Here is a 15,845-nt window from a genome sequence, read left to right as displayed (position 1 = left end):
TTTGCTGGCCGCTATGTTCCAACGCTAATAGCGAAGGCTGCAGTTTCCATACGACGGATACGCCCGGGCTGGCTACAGTCGGGCCATGACTTCCGCCGTTCCCGCACAACTCACCCCGCCGCTGCTCCTGCTGAGCGGGCTGCTGTGTGATGCCAGCATCTGGGACGCGCAACGCGCAGCGCTGGCGGACATCGCCGAAGTGCACGTGCTCGATTTTCCCGGCATCGACAGCGTGCAGCAGATGGCTGCACAGACATTGGCCGCCGCGCCAGACCAGTTTGCGCTGGCCGGTCATTCGATGGGCGGCCGGGTGGCGCTGGAGATCGTGCGCCAGGCGCCGGAGCGCGTGCAGCGTCTGGCGCTGCTGGACACCGGCGTGCATCCGGCGCACGCGCAGGAGCACGCGCAGCGTGGTGCGCTGGTGGAGCTTGCGCGCCGTGACGGCATGCAGGTGCTGGCCCGGCAGTGGCTGCCGCCGATGCTGCACCCCGACCGCCACGACGATGCCGAACTGATGGACGCACTGATGGCCATGGTCATGCGGCAGACCCCGCAGAGCTATGCCGCCCAGGTGACCGCGCTGCTGAACCGGCCCGATGCCGCGCCCGTGCTGGCGCAGGTGCAGTGTCCGACGCTGCTCGGCGTTGGCCGCCAAGACAGCTGGAGTCCGCTGGAGCGCCACCAGGACATGGCGCGGCAGATCCCGCACGCGCAGTTGGTGGTGTTCGAACACAGCGGGCATATGACGCCGGTAGAAGCGCCTGCTGCGGTCAGCGCCGCGCTGCGCGATTGGCTGGCTGCATGACCACCGTCTTCCCGTTCGACGGCAGACCCATCGGCTCGCCAATGCACGCGCGCTGACGTCAGCGTCGCTCACCGCGTTCTTCATCAGTACCACCATTGCCAGTGAGGCCACCGCGTGTCCCCAGACGCTTCGATCACCGTTGCCTGCGAACAGCTAATCCGCCGCTTCGCCTTGCACAACGATCGCCATGAACATGACGCGCTGGCTGCGTTGTTCACCGCCGATGGCGTGTTTGCACGGCCGAGCGCGCCAGATGCGCCTGTGCATGGGCGTGAGGCGATTCGCGAGGCATTCCGTGCACGTGCGCCGCGCAGTACCTGCCATCTCATGCTCAATACCCTGGTCAGCGTGCACTCGGACGCATTGGCCCATGCGCATAGCTACGTGGTGCTGTACAGCGCACCACAGGCCACCACACCGCCGCCGTGGACCGCACAGGCGCCGGCGTTAATTGGCACGTTCGACGATGTGCTGGTGCGCCAGGACGAGCAGTGGCTGTTCAAGCAACGCCTCGGCGCATTGCTGGTGCGTGTGGAAGCGCACTAGACACCTACCACCGCTGTTCACCGATGCCGCCGACGAACCCAGGCGGCAGTGCACCACCGCTCCTCCCCCCTGTCGCGTTGCCTCAATCGCCCATCCTTATCGGAGAATCGCCTAGTGGAACGCGCATGCTTGTCTGTTGGTCGTCGTCCTTCATCGTCCCGGTCGCGCCGCCAGCATGCGGGCAGGCTGGCCCTCTTGCTCGGCACGCTGGCACCGGCGGTCGCCCTTGCGCAGGCAGCGCCCGACACAGTGGCCATGCCGCAGGGCATCAACCTGGGCGGCACCAGTTTCATGGATGGCTTCGGCTCCACCACGCCTGGCTGGACGGTGCTGGAATACCTGCGCTACTACGATCTGGATGCGATCAAGAATGCGCGCGGGGATAACTCGCCTGCGTTTCGCGACCCGCAGGTCGGGGTCAGCGCGTTGCTGACCCAGTTGATCTACGTGACCCCGTATTCGCTGGGGCGCGGCTCGCTAAGCTTCAACACCATCATCCCGCTGGTGAATTACGACACCTCGTTCGCAGCCGACAGCCCGGTGCGGTTGCGCAGCAATGGGTTTGGCATGGGCGATATTTCGTTCGGTCCGGCGCTGCAGATGCCGCCGGTCATGCGAGATGGGCGTGTGTTCTTCTTTCAGCGCTTTGCGCTGGATCTGTTCGCACCGGTCGGTAAGTTTGATCGCGACATCGCCATCAACCAGGGCACCGGTTTCTGGTCGATCGCACCGCACTGGGCATTCACGGTGCAGCCCACTGATAACTGGGAAATCAGTGCGCGCATCAACTATCTCTACAATTTTCGCACTGACCGTGCCGGTGGCGTGCCGCCAATCCCGGGCTTCCGGTTTCGCAACGGCCAAGCCGGCGATGCCGTCTGGGTCAACTTTGCCAGCTCGGTGAAAGTGAGCGAGCAACTGCGCGTGGGTGTGAACGGCTATTTCCTGCAGCAGCTCAAAGACAATCGGACCAACGGCGAGCGCGTGGCCGACAGCAAGCGCATGCAGCTGTATCTGGGGCCCGGGCTGTCCTGGCGCGTAGACGCAAAGAACCTGTTCAACCTCAATCTGTACATCCCGCTGGACGTGGAGAATTCGGTCGCAGGCAACAGCGTGAACCTGATGTACGTACATTCGTTGTAGCGTGTGCGCAACGGCGTGCATGCGGGCGCAAAGTCGGCATGCACGTGACGCGGAGTGCAGGAGTGGTGCAACCCGCACTGCGCGCTTGCGCAACGAAAGGGTGAAGACGCGCGTGAGTGTTCATGCAGGCGACTTTCGCGGTTTGGCTGCGCTGCAAACGTAGCCAAACCGCAGCTCACATCCCCATGCTGTGGCGTTGCGTGTTGGCATGCTCACGGAACAATAGTTCGGCGCGCGCGCCATCGCGTTGCTCGATGGCGGTGACGATCGCGCCATGCTGGCGGTGGCCGTAGAACAGATCGTCGTAGGCGAGCGTCGGCGAGCGTTGCCCGAACACCACGTTGGTGGGGCTGACAAACGGCACCAGCGTGCAGCGGTCCACGGTCTCGGTCAGGATCGGTTTGTCGGCCGCCATCACGATCATCCGGTGGAACCGCGCGTTCATGTCGCCGTAGGCCAGCTCGTCGCTGGCATCCAGGGTGCGCCTGGCCAGGATGCGGTCACCCTCGTCCAGGCAGCCATGCAGTGCGGCGAGCAGGGTGGCGGAAGCGCCTTGTTCGGCCACTGCGCGTGCGGCCATGCCTTCCATCAGCGCCCGGACCGCCAGCGCGTCCAGGCTCTCCTGCTGGCTGAAGCGGCGCACTGCGTAGCCGCGGTTGCCCGCCTGCACCAGCAGGCCCTCCTGGCAGAGCGCAGGCAGCGCCTGACGGATGGGCGTGCGGGAAATGGCCAGGCGTTCGGCCAGGGCCGCCTCGGTGATGCGCTCGCCTGGCGCAAAGGTGCCGCACAGGATCAGTTCGCGTAGCTGCTGGACCGCTTGCAATCGGTGGTTGTTCGCCATGGGCTCCATTCTCTCGCGCCTAGCCGTGCTGCCTGCCCGCCCGAGTGGCAAAACTCGATGCAGCCCGCACAAAAACCTTGCGGATGAGTTCGCTTGATGGCAATTTGGATCCCAAGGATACCGTTTCGGGGCAAAGCCGTCCCGGTTGATTGAGTTTGGGATCCCAAGCGGCACCGATCCCACCCACATTGACGCGCGCTGTTCCGCATGACGCGGTCCGGCCGCTCGCCTCGCAGGAGTGCAGCATGGCAAGCATCATCGGCGGGATCGGCACCTCGCACGTGCCCACCATCGGCGTGGCCTACGACAAGGGCAAACAGCAGGATCCGCTGTGGAAGCCGTTGTTCGACGGCTATACGCCGGTGGCCAACTGGCTGGCCGAACAGCAGCCGGACGTGCTGGTGTTCTTCTACAACGACCATTGCACGACGTTCTTCTTCGACCTGTATCCGACCTTCGCACTGGGCGTCGGCGAGCGTTTCCCCATCGCCGATGAAGGCGCCGGCTTGCGGGACCTGCCGCCCATCCGGGGCGACGTCAAGCTGCAGGCCCACATCGCCGAATGCCTGGTCAACGACGAATTCGATCTGACCGTGTTCCAGGACAAGCCCATCGACCACGGCTGCGCCGCGCCGCTGCCGCTGCTGTGGCCGCACGTGCCCGACTGGCCCGGCACGGTGGTGCCGATCGCCATCAATGTCCTGCAGTACCCGCTGCCGACTGCGCGCCGTTGCTACCGCCTGGGCCAGGCGCTGCGGCGGGCGATCGAGTCGTATCCGGAAGATCTCAAGGTGGTGGTGGTGGGGACCGGTGGGTTGTCGCACCAGATCCATGGCGAGCGCACCGGCTTCAACAACACCGAGTGGGACATGGAGTTTCTGGACCGCTTCCAGCACGCGCCGGAAACGCTGACCGACCTGACGCATACCGACTACGTCCGCCTGGGCGGCGCGGAAAGCGTGGAGCAGATCATGTGGCTGGCGATGCGCGGCGCGATGGGTGGGCCGATCCGCAAGCTGCACCAGAACTACTACCTGATGACCACCACCGCAATGACCGTGGTGCTGTACGAGCCCGGCGAAGAACGCGCCGATGCCCCGCGCTCTGCCGACTGGCTTGGGCACGCAAACGCGAATGCAGCCTGAGGATCGGACATGAATCCACAAGTGCAAGGCATGGACCAACTCGGCGGCACCTATGTGTTCGATCTGCGCACCAGCAATCGCGCGCTGCGGATCAACCGCTTTTTCTGGCACATGATTCGCGCGCCGTGGCGCGACCGCTTCCTGCAGGATGCCGAGGCGTTGATGCAGGAGGCCGACCTCAGCGAGCAGGAGAAAGAGTTGATCCGCGCACGCGATTGGCTGGGGTTGGTGCAGTACGGCGCAAACTTCTTCGTGATCGAAAAGTTCGCCCGAGTGGTGCGCATGACCAACCTGCAGGTCTACGCCATCATGCGCGGCGAGACCTTTGAAGCCTTCATGCAGACGCGACGCGTACCCGATGCGCGCTGATCCCACCTCACGCACGTCCAGGGCACGCGATTGCGCGGGCCTTTTTGTTTTTCCCTACTGAAGGTCGTCCCCATGACCATGTCCTCCGTGTTCTTCGAACACCGCATCAAGGTCCGGCATCTGCGCGTCATCGAAGCGCTGGACCGGCAAAAGAGCCTGCTGCGCGCATCGCGCGTGCTCAACGTTACCCAGCCCGCGCTGACGCGTGCATTGCAGGAGATCGAAGAAATCGTCGGTGCACCGCTGTTCGAGCGCCACTCGCGCGGGGTGCGTCCCAATGCGATGGGCGAGGTGCTGGTACAGACCGCGCACGTGGTGCTGGGCCAGCTGCGGCGCGCGCAGGATACGTTCGAAGGGCTGCTGCAGGACGACGCGCTCACCATCACCGTCGGCGCGCTGCCCGTGGCCGCCAGCGGGCTGCTGCCTGCCGTGCTGGCGGCGCTGTACCGCGCCGAGCCGACCTTGCGTGTACGCCTGCTGCACGGGCGCACCGACGAACTGCTGCCCAAGCTGGCCGGCAATGAGATCGATCTGGTGGTTGGGCGGCTGTATCCGCTGGCGCGCTACGACGCGTTGGTGCGCAAGGTGCTGTATCAGGACCCGATCGCCCTGGTGGCGCGCAGCGACCACCCGTTGTTCGCCGATGGCCAAGTGCGCATCGCCGAGGCCGCGGCGTATCGCCAGGTGCTGCCGACCCTGAGCCAGCATGTCGAGCGCGATGTGGCGCAGGTGATGCGCGAGCACGGGCTGGCCACGCGCGATCAGCTGCGTTCCAGTTCGGCGAGCTTTACCCGCGAGATCCTGCTCGGCACCGATTGCATCGCGGTAATGCCCAGCATGATGGTCTCCGGCGATATCGCACGTGGCGAGCTACGCGCGTTTCAGCTGCAGCAGCCGTCGCAGGCGCGCGCCGGTGGCGTGATCTACCGCGACAGCGGCGCGATCCTCAAGCCGGGCGTGCGCTTGTTGATGCGTGAGCTGGAGCGTCAGCTGAAGACCATGGCCGAGCAGGGCGCCGTGTGGGTCGATGACCAGGCCGGTGAGTATGACGTGCTGATGAATGCGTCTGCGTAGCTGAGGGTTGCTGTGCGCGCGTGATGCTGCGTGGTTGAACGGGACGGCTGGGCACGCCCGTGTTGGGCACGGGTCTCCGTTCGATCGCGATCGTTTCCGTGTATCTGCTGCAGTGCTGTCCGCAAGTGGTGTCGCACAGTGGTGAGCCAGCGTGCGGCTCGCTGCGCCTGTCGAGCGCAGCTGCGTCTTCTCTTTGGATCTATGCGTCTTGTTTACGTCGCGTACCGTGCATGCGCGGGTAGTGCGGAATCACAAGAACCAAGCGGGCCGCAATACGCGCGCCCGCCTGTTCGATGGCCCGCTGGCCTGTATCAGGCCTCCTTCGCCAGGACATCCTTCAAGCGTGACTTTTGCAGTTTGCCCGTGGCAGTACGTGGCAGCGCCTCGACCACGCGCAGGTGCTTGGGTACCTTGTACTTGGCCAGGCGTTCGCTCAGATAGCTGCGAATCCGCTCCAGGTCCGGGGTTTCAGTGGCTGGCACGATTGCCAGATAGCCCACTTCGCCCCATTGCGCGTCGGCCATGCCGACCACGGCGCACTCGCGGATTTCTGGATGGTCGGCCAGCACGGCTTCGATCTCTGCGGGATACACATTTTCACCCCCGGAAATGAACATGTCTTTCTTGCGGTCGACTACCCAGAAAAACCCATCGGCATCGCGCCGGACGATGTCGCCGGTGCGGAACCAGCCCGCGCCATCGCGCATCTCGGCAGTGGCCTGCGGGTCGCGCCAATAGCCAGGGCTGAGGTTGGGCCCGCGCAAAAGCAATTCGCCCGGCATACCCACCGCACAGTCGTTGCCCTCGTTGTCCACGACCCGCGTCTGCACGGTGGGTGATGAGATTCCCGCCGCACCGAGCTTGCTGCGAATCACCTCGCAATCGACCGACATGCCGAACACGGTGCCGGCTTCGCTCATGCCGAAGCCGCAGACCATCGGGATGCCATCCTCCAGCCAGCCCAGCAGGTCTTCGCTGGCGTGCGGCGCGCCGCCGCTGACCAACGCGGTGAGATGACGGAGCGCTGCAGGATCGAAGCCTGGCTGGCTGCGAAAGGCCTGCATCATCTGTGGCACGCCGACGTAATGGGTGATGCCCAGTGCCGGGTTGCCCAGCCAGCCCAGCGTGCGTTTGGGCTCGAAGCCATTGGAGACCTGGATCGAGCCGCCCATTGCCAGCACCGGGCGCACGTTGGTGGCCAGGCCGATGATGTGAAACATCGGCGCCTCGCACAGAAAACTGCTGTGCGCTTCCACCCGCGTGGTGACGCCGAAGTTGTGCGCGACCTGTTGCAGGTTATGCTCGCTCAACATCACGCCCTTGGGCTGGCCGGAGGTTCCGGAAGTGAACAGAATCAGGCTGACCCGATCGGGCGGAATGTAGGGTGTTTCGGCAGGCGCGAGATCCTTGGCGCTGTCGATTAAGTGTGCGAAGTCTTCCACCTGCGCGCGTCCGGCAGCGACATCGTCGCCCAGCAACAGGCGAGGCTCTGCACGCTGCAACAAGGCATCCAGCTCGGTGCCACTCAGTCGCCAGTTGAGCGGTACGTAGATGGCACCAACCCGCGCACAGGCAAAATGCAGCGCGACCTGCCAGACCGAATTGCGCGCCAGCACCGCAAGCCGTTCGCCGTCGACACAACCGCGTGTCTGCAGCACGGCAGCCAGGCGACCGATCAGGTCGTCCAGTTCGGCGTAGGTCCATTCCTGTTGCAGCAACAGGTCGCGGGCAGCAAGCCGCTGCGGTGTCAGACGGGCATGGAACGAGATCGAGTCGGTCGGCATGGTCATGGCGCTGTCTTCCGGTACGGATGGGGGAGTGACGGGCGTGAGTGCGACGGAGGTGGCAAGAAGGTTCAAGTACATGCGGCTGTATGCAGTGCGCGTTCACCACAGCATTGGCAAGCAACCTGCAGCAGCGAGCGCAACGCGACGCATGGCGCAGCGCGTTGCGCATGTTGGCAACGTGATCGGTGTTGCACGCTGTTGACTGCGTTAAACGGTATTAGCCGAGATAGATGGTTTTGGTTTCGAGAAACCCGTGTAGGCCTTCGATGCCACCTTCGCGTCCGATACCGGAGTGTTTGACGCCACCGAAGGGCATCTCGATATCCACCCACATGCCGTTGATCGAATGGCTGCCGCTCCGCACGCGTCGTGCAATCGCGTAGGCGCGCTCGGGATCGTCACTATAGACGGTGCCATGCAGGCCGTAATCGCTGGCGTTGACCTTGGCGATCAGATCTTCTTCGTTGTGATAGTCGATAAAACTCACGACGGGGCCGAAGATTTCTTCGCGGGCAATGGTCATCTCCGGCGTCACACCTGCAAACACGGTCGGCTCAAGAAAGAAACCGCGTGGCAAGTGCGCTGGCCGCCCACCGCCCATGACCAGCTTTGCGCCTTCGGCGCTGCCCTGGGCGATGTAGCCTTGCACACGTTCCAACTGGCGGCCGAGTGCCAGCGGGCCCATGCCCGTGTCGGCGGCAAACGGGTCGCCGAGTTTGAGCGTGGCCAGTGCCGAGCAATACGCTTGCAGGATGGCCTCGCGCCGATGCGCGGGGACCAGTACGCGGGTGAGCGCGAAACACACCTGGCCGGTGATCGGCATCGAGTAGGGCACCAGACTGGGCAGCACTTTCTCGATGTCGGCATCTTCCAGCACGATCGCCGCCGACTTGCCGCCCAGCTCCAGCCCGACGCGCGCCAGCCGCTCAGCGCAGGCCACACCGATCGATCGCCCTGCCTGGGTGGAGCCGGTGAAGCTCACCTTGTCCACCGAAGGGTGCCGGATCAGCTGTTCACCCACCTCGCGCCCGGCCGGTAGCAGATTGAACACGCCATCCGGCAGCCCGGCGGCGCTGATGCATTCGGCCAGAATATAGGCATCGATCGGCGTTTCCGGAGACGGCTTGGCAACCACCGTGCAGCCGGCCGCCAGCGCGGCGGCGACCTTGTAGCAGAGCAGCACCAACGGCGCATTCCACGGCGTGATGGCGACGACCACGCCGACCGGTTCCTGCACCACATGCACGCGCCCGCCGCTGGAGCGCGTGCGTGGCTCGACGAACGGGTGGGTGGTGATCAGGTCGCCGTAATAGTCGAACAGATCCGGCGCCTGCTTGGAGGCGCGCCGACTGAAACCGATAGTGGCGCCGACCTGCGCAGTCCATGCATCTGCCAGTTCTGGCATGCGCGCCCGCAAATGCTCGGCAATGCGCTTGAGCGCGGCGCCGCGTTCTGGCGGCGGCAGCTGCGGCCAGGGGCCACTATCGAAGGCTCTGCGCGCCGCGGCAACCGCGGCCTCGGTGTCAGCATGCGATGGTTCGGTGTAGCGCAGCAGGCGTTCTTCGGTGTGCGGCGCGATGACATCCAGCGTCTGGCTGCCGGTGCTGGCGCGCCACTGGCCATCGATGAACAGTCCCAACGGTCCACGCGCGGCGATGCCACGCAGGGTCGCGGCTAAGGCTTCCATACTCCCTCCTCGGTGCAGAAAACCACTGGCGGCAGCGATGGGCGGCACGTGCGTTGCACGGGCCGCTCACGCGCCGAAGGCGTTGCTCAGTTGGTGCCGGCGTCCGGCTCGTACGCGCCCAGACCGGGCTTGTAACGCTTTTCGTCGATGAACTGACGGATGCCTTCCTTGCGCGCGTTGTTGTCGAACGAGTTGGCCGCTTCCTGCATGCGCACCAGATAGTCTTCGGCCTCGTCGTAAGTCATGGTGCCGACGCGACGCACGGCGTCCTTGGCATATTTCAGTGCCACCGGGTTTTTCTTGAGCAGCAACTCGGCCACTTCGCGCGTGCGTGCTTCCAGCCGTTCCAGCGGCACGCTTTCGTTGACCAGGCGCCATTCGGCGGCCTTCTTGCCGTCGACCAGTTCGCCGGTGAGCGTCATCCACATTGCATCTCGCATGGAGAGCAATTCCACCGCCACCTTGGTGACGCCGCCGCCGGGCAGGATGCCCCAGTTGATTTCCGACAGGCCGAATTGCGCCTCGTCGGCGGCGATGGCCAGGTCGCAGGCGAACAACGGGCCGAAGCCGCCGCCGAAACACCACCCGTTGACCATGGCGATGGTGGGTTTTTGATACCAGCGCAGCCGGCGGAACCAGCCATAGGATTCGCGTTGCGAACGGCGCACCCCGCGCAGGCCTTGTGCTTCGGTCTCGCGAAAGTATTCCTTCAGGTCCATGCCGGCCGACCACGCGGTGCCTTCGCCGCCGAGCACCAGCACGCCGACGTTGTCGTCGAATTCCAGCTCGTCCAGCACGTCCAGCATGCGGCGATTGAGCGCCGGGCTCATCGCGTTGCGCTTGTCCGGCCGCGCAAACTTTACCCACGCAATGCGGTTTTCCACATGCACCGATACCACGTCATGCTCGTTCAAGCGGCCTCTCCTAGCAGTGAGGGATGTAGCGGGTCAGAGTGATTCGGCCAGCGCGTCTTCGGCGTCTGCCGGTTGCAGGACAGTGCTGGCGTTCAATTTGCACAGCAGGCGCAACAGGGTCTGGCGTTCGCCAGCCTGCAGATCGCTGCAGGTGCGTTCGGTGGCGCGCGCCAGGCAGCCCTGCGCGGTCACAAGCGTCTGTTCGCCCATCGGCGTGAGGTAGAGCCCCTTGCTGCGCCGGTCACGGCCAGCAAGACGTTCGATCAGGCCCTGCTCGGCGAGCGCGTTGGCGATCTTCATGCCGGCGGCGCGATTGACCAGCAGGCGTTGGCCAAGTTCGGTCTGATCGCAACCGGGTTGGTCGCGGATGTGGATCAGTGCAGTGACCCGCGCCGGGGTGAGATGCAGTTCGGCCAGTTCTTGCCGCGCGGCATGTCCGGAAGCCAGGGCAGCCAGTTGCAGTTGATAGCCAAGGTCGGCAGCAAGGGCCAGGCGAGCGGTCATCGGGGCGTCCAGATTGTATCCATTAAATACAATCTAGCCGACCCAAGCGGACCCTGCAATAGGCAAAGACGGCCGCCGCATGAACGACTGTGCGCGTGGCCGTGCGGCGGCGCGCACGGCCCGCTGCGCAAGGAGCGTGGGCAGTTACTGGATCAGCCAGCCGGCCAGCTGTTCGCGGCTGAGGGCGCCGCTGTGGCGCGTATCGAGTGCGTCGAATTCATCGGCCAGTGCCGGGTTGGCCTGCGCCTCGGCGCGGCTGATGCGGCCGTCGCCATCGGTGTCCATCGCCTGGAAATCGATGCGGTAACTGCCCACCACGCTGGTGGGCTGAATGGAGCGCACGATCACGCTGGATTCGCCACGCGGGCGCTCCAGCTGCGCCTGGTGGGTCACTTCGCCGCTGGCCAGCGGCTGGGTACGGATGGCGCTGGGCACATCGATCAACGGCATGCTGCTGGCGGGCGTGGGCGCCTGCTGGCTCCAGGCAGTGCCGCTTGCGAGCAGCAGCAACGAAAAGGTAACGGTACGGAGCGTGGTCATCAGATCCCCCTGATGTGGAACAGCCCGCAAGCCTAGCGCCGATGGCGGGCGGCTGCGAGCCATTCCTGGTGCGGCCAGTCGTCAGGCGCGCTGTATTCCTGTGGTGGACGCGGCATCCGCATGCGTGTTGAGCGTGTGCAGCCATGCGGTGGTGCCTGGTTGTCGCAACGAAGAACCGCCGACCAACGCATCGACGTTACAGGATCGTGCGGACCTGCAACGCTGTACGTGCACTCAACCAGGAATGAAGGGGAAGACAATCTTCAGCAAGCCTTTCAGGCCGCCTTCGGCGGTACTGGCCACGGCCTTGGCTCCCAGGCTGTTGAGCGCGCGCCGCACATCTTCCCAGCGCACCTGCGTGATGTCCTTCTTCAGCAGGTCGGACACTTCTTCGGCGGTAGGCGTGAGCTTTTGCAGTTCGCGCACGGTGGCCTGCGGGTCGGGCTGCAGATAGCCCCAGCGTTCGGCGATCTTCAACAGCGTGTCGAAGCGCACCGCCACCACTTCACGATTGCGCTCGTACACCGGCAGCGCGCCGACATCCAGGATGGCCTGCTCGAACTGCTGCGCATCATCGGGGTGTTCGATGCGCACGGCCAGAAACCCTTCCTTGCGGCTGCGTTCGCTGACATGTTTTGCGCCCGAGCGCAGATTGTCTTCGGTGAGTACGTTGGCCACGATGCGCTGCATGGCCGCGTCGCCTTCTTCGGGCACCAACGCGCGCCAGCGTGCGTAGCCATCGCGACGCAGGGCCTTCACCTTGGCCGAGGTCACCCGCAGCTGCAGTGCGACGGCGGCATTGGAGCTGTTGCGGGAGATCGCGCCGTCGCGTTCCAGCAACACGAAGATCAACAATTCCAGATCGCGCTTGGTGAGCGATTGGAAGCCTTGCAGCAAGGTCAGGCGCAGGAATTCGCTGCCAAAGGCGGCCGCGTCCTTCAGTTCGATCGGTTGCATGAGGAGTCCTCCACAGGTGACTTGCAGCATGCCAGGACGCCGTTGCGTGGCCTGAGAACCGCTGCGACGTGCGCAGCAGTTTCAGCGTCCGGTTTCGCGGCCCGGGCGGTCGGACCTGAACGTTTCAACTGCGCCGCGGTCCTGCAGCGTGACGAACACCTGCTTGCCGTCGGTGCCGCCAAACGCCACGTTGCTGGCCTTGCGGCCCTTGAGCGCGATAGTGCGCATCAGCTTTCCCTGCGGCGACACCACCGCGATCTGCCCGGCGTCGTAGCGGCCGATGTAGAGATTGCCGTCGGCATCGCAGCGCATGCCGTCCAGGCCGAAATCGGGGAATTCGATCAATACGCGCTTGTTGCGCAGGCCGCCGTCCACGCGGTCATAGACCCACACCTTGCGCGCCATGCTCTCGTTGACGTACAGGTGCTTGCCATCCGGGCTCACATCCAGGCCATTGGGCGTGGTCATGCCGTCTTCGAGCAGTTGCACGGCGCCATCGCGGCTGACCTGCCACAGGCGGCCGCTGTTGTCGGTCCAGTTGGGATCGCTGGTGTAGAAGCTGCCATCGGGGGCGAGCGCAAGATCGTTGGGGCCGTTGGAGGCGGGCAGCGCGGCGAACGTGCTCACCGCGCGCGTGCGCAGATCCACGCGCAGGATCTTGCGGCCAAGCGTGTCGGCCACGAACATCGCGCCATCGCGGAAACGGATGCCATTGCCGCGGCTGCCTTCGGGCAAGGTCAGGAAGACCTCGGCCTTGGCACTGCCATCGGCGTGCAGCGTGATGCGGCCGATGGTGCCGTCCTTGTCGAGATTTACTGCATAGATCGCACCGTCCGGCCCGGCGGCCGGGCCCTCTGCATTGCTCGTAAAGGCCCCATCGCCGATCAGGTCGTGTGCAACGAAGGGCGCATCGGCCGCGATGGCGAGCGAACTGGACAAGACAAGCGCAAACGGCAACAAGCGAACACAGGCGGCAGCGATCATGCGACAGGCTCCGAGAGGGTGCGCCGCAGTGTGCCAGAACGTGCGTTGCAACCATGGCGGTGATCGCCGCCGATCAAGTAAGGTGCGCAAGCAGTATTGGCCTAGTCTTGCGAGGGAGGTTTGCATGTCTGTGGAATCCGTAACGCGTCGCCGCTTGCTTGCCGCCTTCGGCGGTGCAGGCATCCTGCTCGGTGCACCTGCCTGGGCATTGCCGAAAAAAGCGCCTGGAAAACCGCTCAATGTCGCGCTTGCCGGGCTGGGCAGTTATGCCAGCGAACAGCTCGCACCGGGCCTGGCCTTGACCAAGCACTGCAGGCTCGCCGGCATCGTGACCGGTACGCCCACGAAGATTCCGCAGTGGCAATCCAAGTACAAGATTCCCGATCGCAACGTCTACAACTACGAGAATTTCGACCAGATCGCCGATAACGGCGACATCGACGTGGTCTACATCGTCACGCCCACCCATCTGCATGCGCCGCTGACATTGCGCGCGGCCGCGGCCGGCAAGCACGTGTGGTGCGAAAAGCCGATGGCGATGAACGCAGGCGAATGCGAGGCGATGATCGCTGCATGCAAACGCAACAAGGTGGCGTTGACCATCGGCTATCGCATGCAGCACGAGCCCAACACACGGCGCCTGATTGCGATGGCCAGCGAGAAGCCGTTTGGAGCCATGCAGCGCGTGCGTGCCGAAGCCGGCTACAACGGCTATCACGATGCGACCAAGGCTGACCGGCCGTGGCGCCTGCGTTCGCAATTCGGTGGCGGCGCGATGTACGACATGGGCGTGTACCCGCTCAATGCCGCGCGCTATACGGTGGGTGCCGAGCCGGTGGCCGTGACCGCCAAGCGCTGGACCGATCGCCCGGAGCTGTTCGACGAAGTCGACGAGCATATGGATTTCACGCTGGAATTCCACAATTCCGTGCGTGCTGCATGCAAGACCAGCTTCGGGGCCAACATGAATGTGCTGCGTGCAGAGTGCGAACGTGGCTGGTACGAGTTGTCGCCGTTTCAGGCCTATCAGGGTGTCACCGGCAAGGCCAGCGATGGCCGCGTGTTCGACGCCAAGGTGCCGCACCAGCAGGCACTGCAGATGGATGAAGATGCCTTGGCCATCCTCAACGGCACGCCGCTACGTGCACCGGGCGAAGAAGGTCTGCGCGACATCCGCATCGTGGATGCGATCTACCGCTCTGCGCGCGAGGGCAGCAAGCGCATCATGCTGTAACCGCAGCCCGCTCTTTTGGTCGACGGAGCGGCCGCTTAAATCAAGCGAGCAGGCTGGCGCAAACCAGCCTGCAGCGATGCATGCAGTGCGAATAAGCATGTGGCAGCACTAGCAGGCGGTGACCGAAAGCGCGACCGCCTGCCAAAAAATATCAACTGCGCGCGAGTGAACCGTCGCGCCTAGTCAGCGAGTGCTCGCCAGCGAGTAGCAATAACGCCACCAATCCCCGCTCTTACGATTCCCCAATCCCGATTCCCCAATCCACGCTCCTAGCCCCGCATCGCCAGCACCGTGATTTCCTCACGATCGTGATAGAGCTGCTTGGCTCGCACCGTCAGTGATTTCTCGGCTTGCTGCTCGAACAGGTCCAGGCACAGCCGGGTCTCGTCCCAGCGCTTTTTCATTGGCAACTTGAGATTGAAGATGGTGTGGCGGCACCAGCCTTCGCGCACCCAGGTGGCCATGCGTTCGGCCACGCGGCGTGGCTGCTCGACCATGTCGCAGACCATCCAGTCCAGCGGTTGCGCGGGCTTCCAGTGAAAGCCATCGGCGCGCAGATGTTCGACCAGGCCGGTGGCCAGCACGTGCTCGCGCAGCGGGCCGTTGTCGACACTGGTGACATGCACGTGCTGGCGGGTGAGCACCCAGGTCCAGCCGCCCGGTGCGGCGCCCAGATCGGCGGCGCGCATGCCGGGTTTGACCAGCTGTTCGCGTTCTTCCGGGGTCAGCAGCGTGAGCAGTGCTTCGTCGAGCTTGAGTGCCGAGCGCGATGGCGCCTCCGGCAGCAATTTCAGGCGCGGAATGCCGAGCGGCCAGGGCGCGCTGTCGCTGCTGTCGGCCACTGCCAGCAGTGCGTGGTCGCCATCCAGGAAACAGATGTGCAGGCGCGGCAGGCGCGCTTGTGGTTTGTCGGTCAGCAGGCCGGCCTTGCGCAGCGCCGGACGCAACGCATTCCCGAAGCTGCGGGCCAGGCCGGCCAGTGGTTTGCCGGCATCCGAATCCGGATGCTCCACCCACAGATCGCCAAAGCGCGGTTGGCCGTCCAGCGCCGCCAGGATCGGGGTGATGCGGTCCTTGGGATCGAGGCCTTTGAGTTCGGCGAGCACCACCAGTTTCTGGCGCGCGAAGATCAGCTCGCGCCACTGCAGCCTGGCGGCCAGCTGCGCGGCCTCGTCGCAGACAAACAGCACATAGCCATCGTTACGCTGCGTGCGCGCATAGCCGGCAATGCCGACAAACGCTGCGCGGGCGCTGAGTTCGGCGGCCAGTTCCGGCTCGAAGCCCTGCCGGCAATAGCACAGCAGCCCGCTCATCG

General features: G+C 64.6%; 16 protein-coding genes. 7 read left to right on the top strand and 9 right to left on the bottom strand.

The window, feature by feature from the left end; translation table 11 throughout:
- Positions 1-85 precede the first annotated feature (85 nt).
- The 3 genes from QRM60_RS13005 (at position 86) to QRM60_RS12995 (ending at position 2,494) form a co-directional block, all read left to right on the top strand.
- Positions 86-805, top strand: a complete 720-nt coding sequence (locus QRM60_RS13005) for an alpha/beta hydrolase (protein ID WP_042596365.1) — start codon at positions 86-88, stop codon at positions 803-805.
- 114 nt (positions 806-919) lie between these two features.
- The gene (locus QRM60_RS13000) at positions 920-1,351 is read left to right on the top strand and encodes a nuclear transport factor 2 family protein (RefSeq protein WP_042596364.1); all 432 of its coding nucleotides are present in this window, start codon (positions 920-922) and stop codon (positions 1,349-1,351) included.
- A 48-nt stretch (positions 1,352-1,399) separates the two neighbouring features.
- On the top strand, positions 1,400-2,494 hold the full coding sequence (locus QRM60_RS12995) for a transporter (protein WP_080870031.1): 1,095 nt from the start codon (positions 1,400-1,402) through the stop codon (positions 2,492-2,494).
- 175 nt (positions 2,495-2,669) lie between these two features.
- Here the strand turns inward: QRM60_RS12995 and QRM60_RS12990 are convergent, their stop codons facing one another.
- A complete protein-coding gene (locus tag QRM60_RS12990; RefSeq protein WP_042596361.1) occupies positions 2,670-3,344 on the bottom strand; it encodes a GntR family transcriptional regulator in 675 nt (224 codons plus the stop codon).
- 236 nt (positions 3,345-3,580) lie between these two features.
- Here QRM60_RS12990 and QRM60_RS12985 point away from each other — a divergent pair, with 236 nt between their 5' ends.
- The 3 genes from QRM60_RS12985 (at position 3,581) to QRM60_RS12975 (ending at position 5,923) form a co-directional block, all read left to right on the top strand.
- Positions 3,581-4,480, top strand: a complete 900-nt coding sequence (locus tag QRM60_RS12985; RefSeq protein WP_011036040.1) for a gallate dioxygenase — start codon at positions 3,581-3,583, stop codon at positions 4,478-4,480.
- A gap of 9 nt (positions 4,481-4,489) precedes the next feature.
- A complete protein-coding gene (locus QRM60_RS12980) occupies positions 4,490-4,849 on the top strand; it encodes a protocatechuate 4,5-dioxygenase subunit alpha (RefSeq protein ID WP_011036041.1) in 360 nt (119 codons plus the stop codon).
- Positions 4,850-4,921: 72 nt separating this feature from the next.
- The gene (locus QRM60_RS12975; protein WP_285446347.1) at positions 4,922-5,923 is read left to right on the top strand and encodes a LysR substrate-binding domain-containing protein; all 1,002 of its coding nucleotides are present in this window, start codon (positions 4,922-4,924) and stop codon (positions 5,921-5,923) included.
- Positions 5,924-6,234: 311 nt separating this feature from the next.
- Here the strand turns inward: QRM60_RS12975 and QRM60_RS12970 are convergent, their stop codons facing one another.
- From QRM60_RS12970 to QRM60_RS12940, 7 genes are all read right to left on the bottom strand, one after another.
- Entirely contained in the window at positions 6,235-7,713 is a 1,479-nt protein-coding gene (locus tag QRM60_RS12970; protein WP_285446346.1) for an AMP-binding protein, read from the bottom strand.
- 214 nt (positions 7,714-7,927) lie between these two features.
- Complete coding sequence (locus QRM60_RS12965) at positions 7,928-9,397, bottom strand: aldehyde dehydrogenase (RefSeq protein ID WP_103699467.1); 1,470 nt, start codon at positions 9,395-9,397, stop codon at positions 7,928-7,930.
- Positions 9,398-9,483: 86 nt separating this feature from the next.
- Complete coding sequence (locus tag QRM60_RS12960) at positions 9,484-10,311, bottom strand: p-hydroxycinnamoyl CoA hydratase/lyase (RefSeq protein ID WP_076039506.1); 828 nt, start codon at positions 10,309-10,311, stop codon at positions 9,484-9,486.
- A gap of 33 nt (positions 10,312-10,344) precedes the next feature.
- On the bottom strand, positions 10,345-10,815 hold the full coding sequence (locus tag QRM60_RS12955; RefSeq protein WP_042596357.1) for a MarR family transcriptional regulator: 471 nt from the start codon (positions 10,813-10,815) through the stop codon (positions 10,345-10,347).
- Between the two features lie 144 nt (positions 10,816-10,959).
- Complete coding sequence (locus QRM60_RS12950) at positions 10,960-11,355, bottom strand: EF-hand domain-containing protein (RefSeq protein ID WP_285446345.1); 396 nt, start codon at positions 11,353-11,355, stop codon at positions 10,960-10,962.
- A 234-nt stretch (positions 11,356-11,589) separates the two neighbouring features.
- Positions 11,590-12,312 carry a hypothetical protein gene (locus QRM60_RS12945; protein WP_040941735.1) on the bottom strand — a complete coding sequence of 241 codons (723 nt, stop codon included), beginning with the start codon at positions 12,310-12,312 and terminating at the stop codon, positions 11,590-11,592.
- An 81-nt stretch (positions 12,313-12,393) separates the two neighbouring features.
- Positions 12,394-13,296 carry an SMP-30/gluconolactonase/LRE family protein gene (locus QRM60_RS12940; RefSeq protein ID WP_285446344.1) on the bottom strand — a complete coding sequence of 301 codons (903 nt, stop codon included), beginning with the start codon at positions 13,294-13,296 and terminating at the stop codon, positions 12,394-12,396.
- Between the two features lie 124 nt (positions 13,297-13,420).
- On the opposite strand from QRM60_RS12940, the gene QRM60_RS12935 reads away from it, so the two are divergent.
- Positions 13,421-14,530: a Gfo/Idh/MocA family oxidoreductase gene (locus QRM60_RS12935; RefSeq protein WP_285446343.1), complete on the top strand. Its 1,110-nt coding sequence runs from the start codon at positions 13,421-13,423 to the stop codon at positions 14,528-14,530.
- Positions 14,531-14,799: 269 nt separating this feature from the next.
- Here the strand turns inward: QRM60_RS12935 and rlmM are convergent, their stop codons facing one another.
- Positions 14,800-15,843, bottom strand: a complete 1,044-nt coding sequence (gene rlmM, locus QRM60_RS12930; RefSeq protein WP_011036052.1) for a 23S rRNA (cytidine(2498)-2'-O)-methyltransferase RlmM — start codon at positions 15,841-15,843, stop codon at positions 14,800-14,802.
- Positions 15,844-15,845: the final 2 nt, after the last annotated feature.

It is taken from the genome of Xanthomonas sp. fls2-241-TYG-148 (assembly GCF_030208815.1).
Taxonomy (GTDB): Bacteria; Pseudomonadota; Gammaproteobacteria; order Xanthomonadales; family Xanthomonadaceae; genus Xanthomonas; species Xanthomonas campestris.
This window is presented reverse-complemented; position numbering and strand designations above follow the sequence as displayed.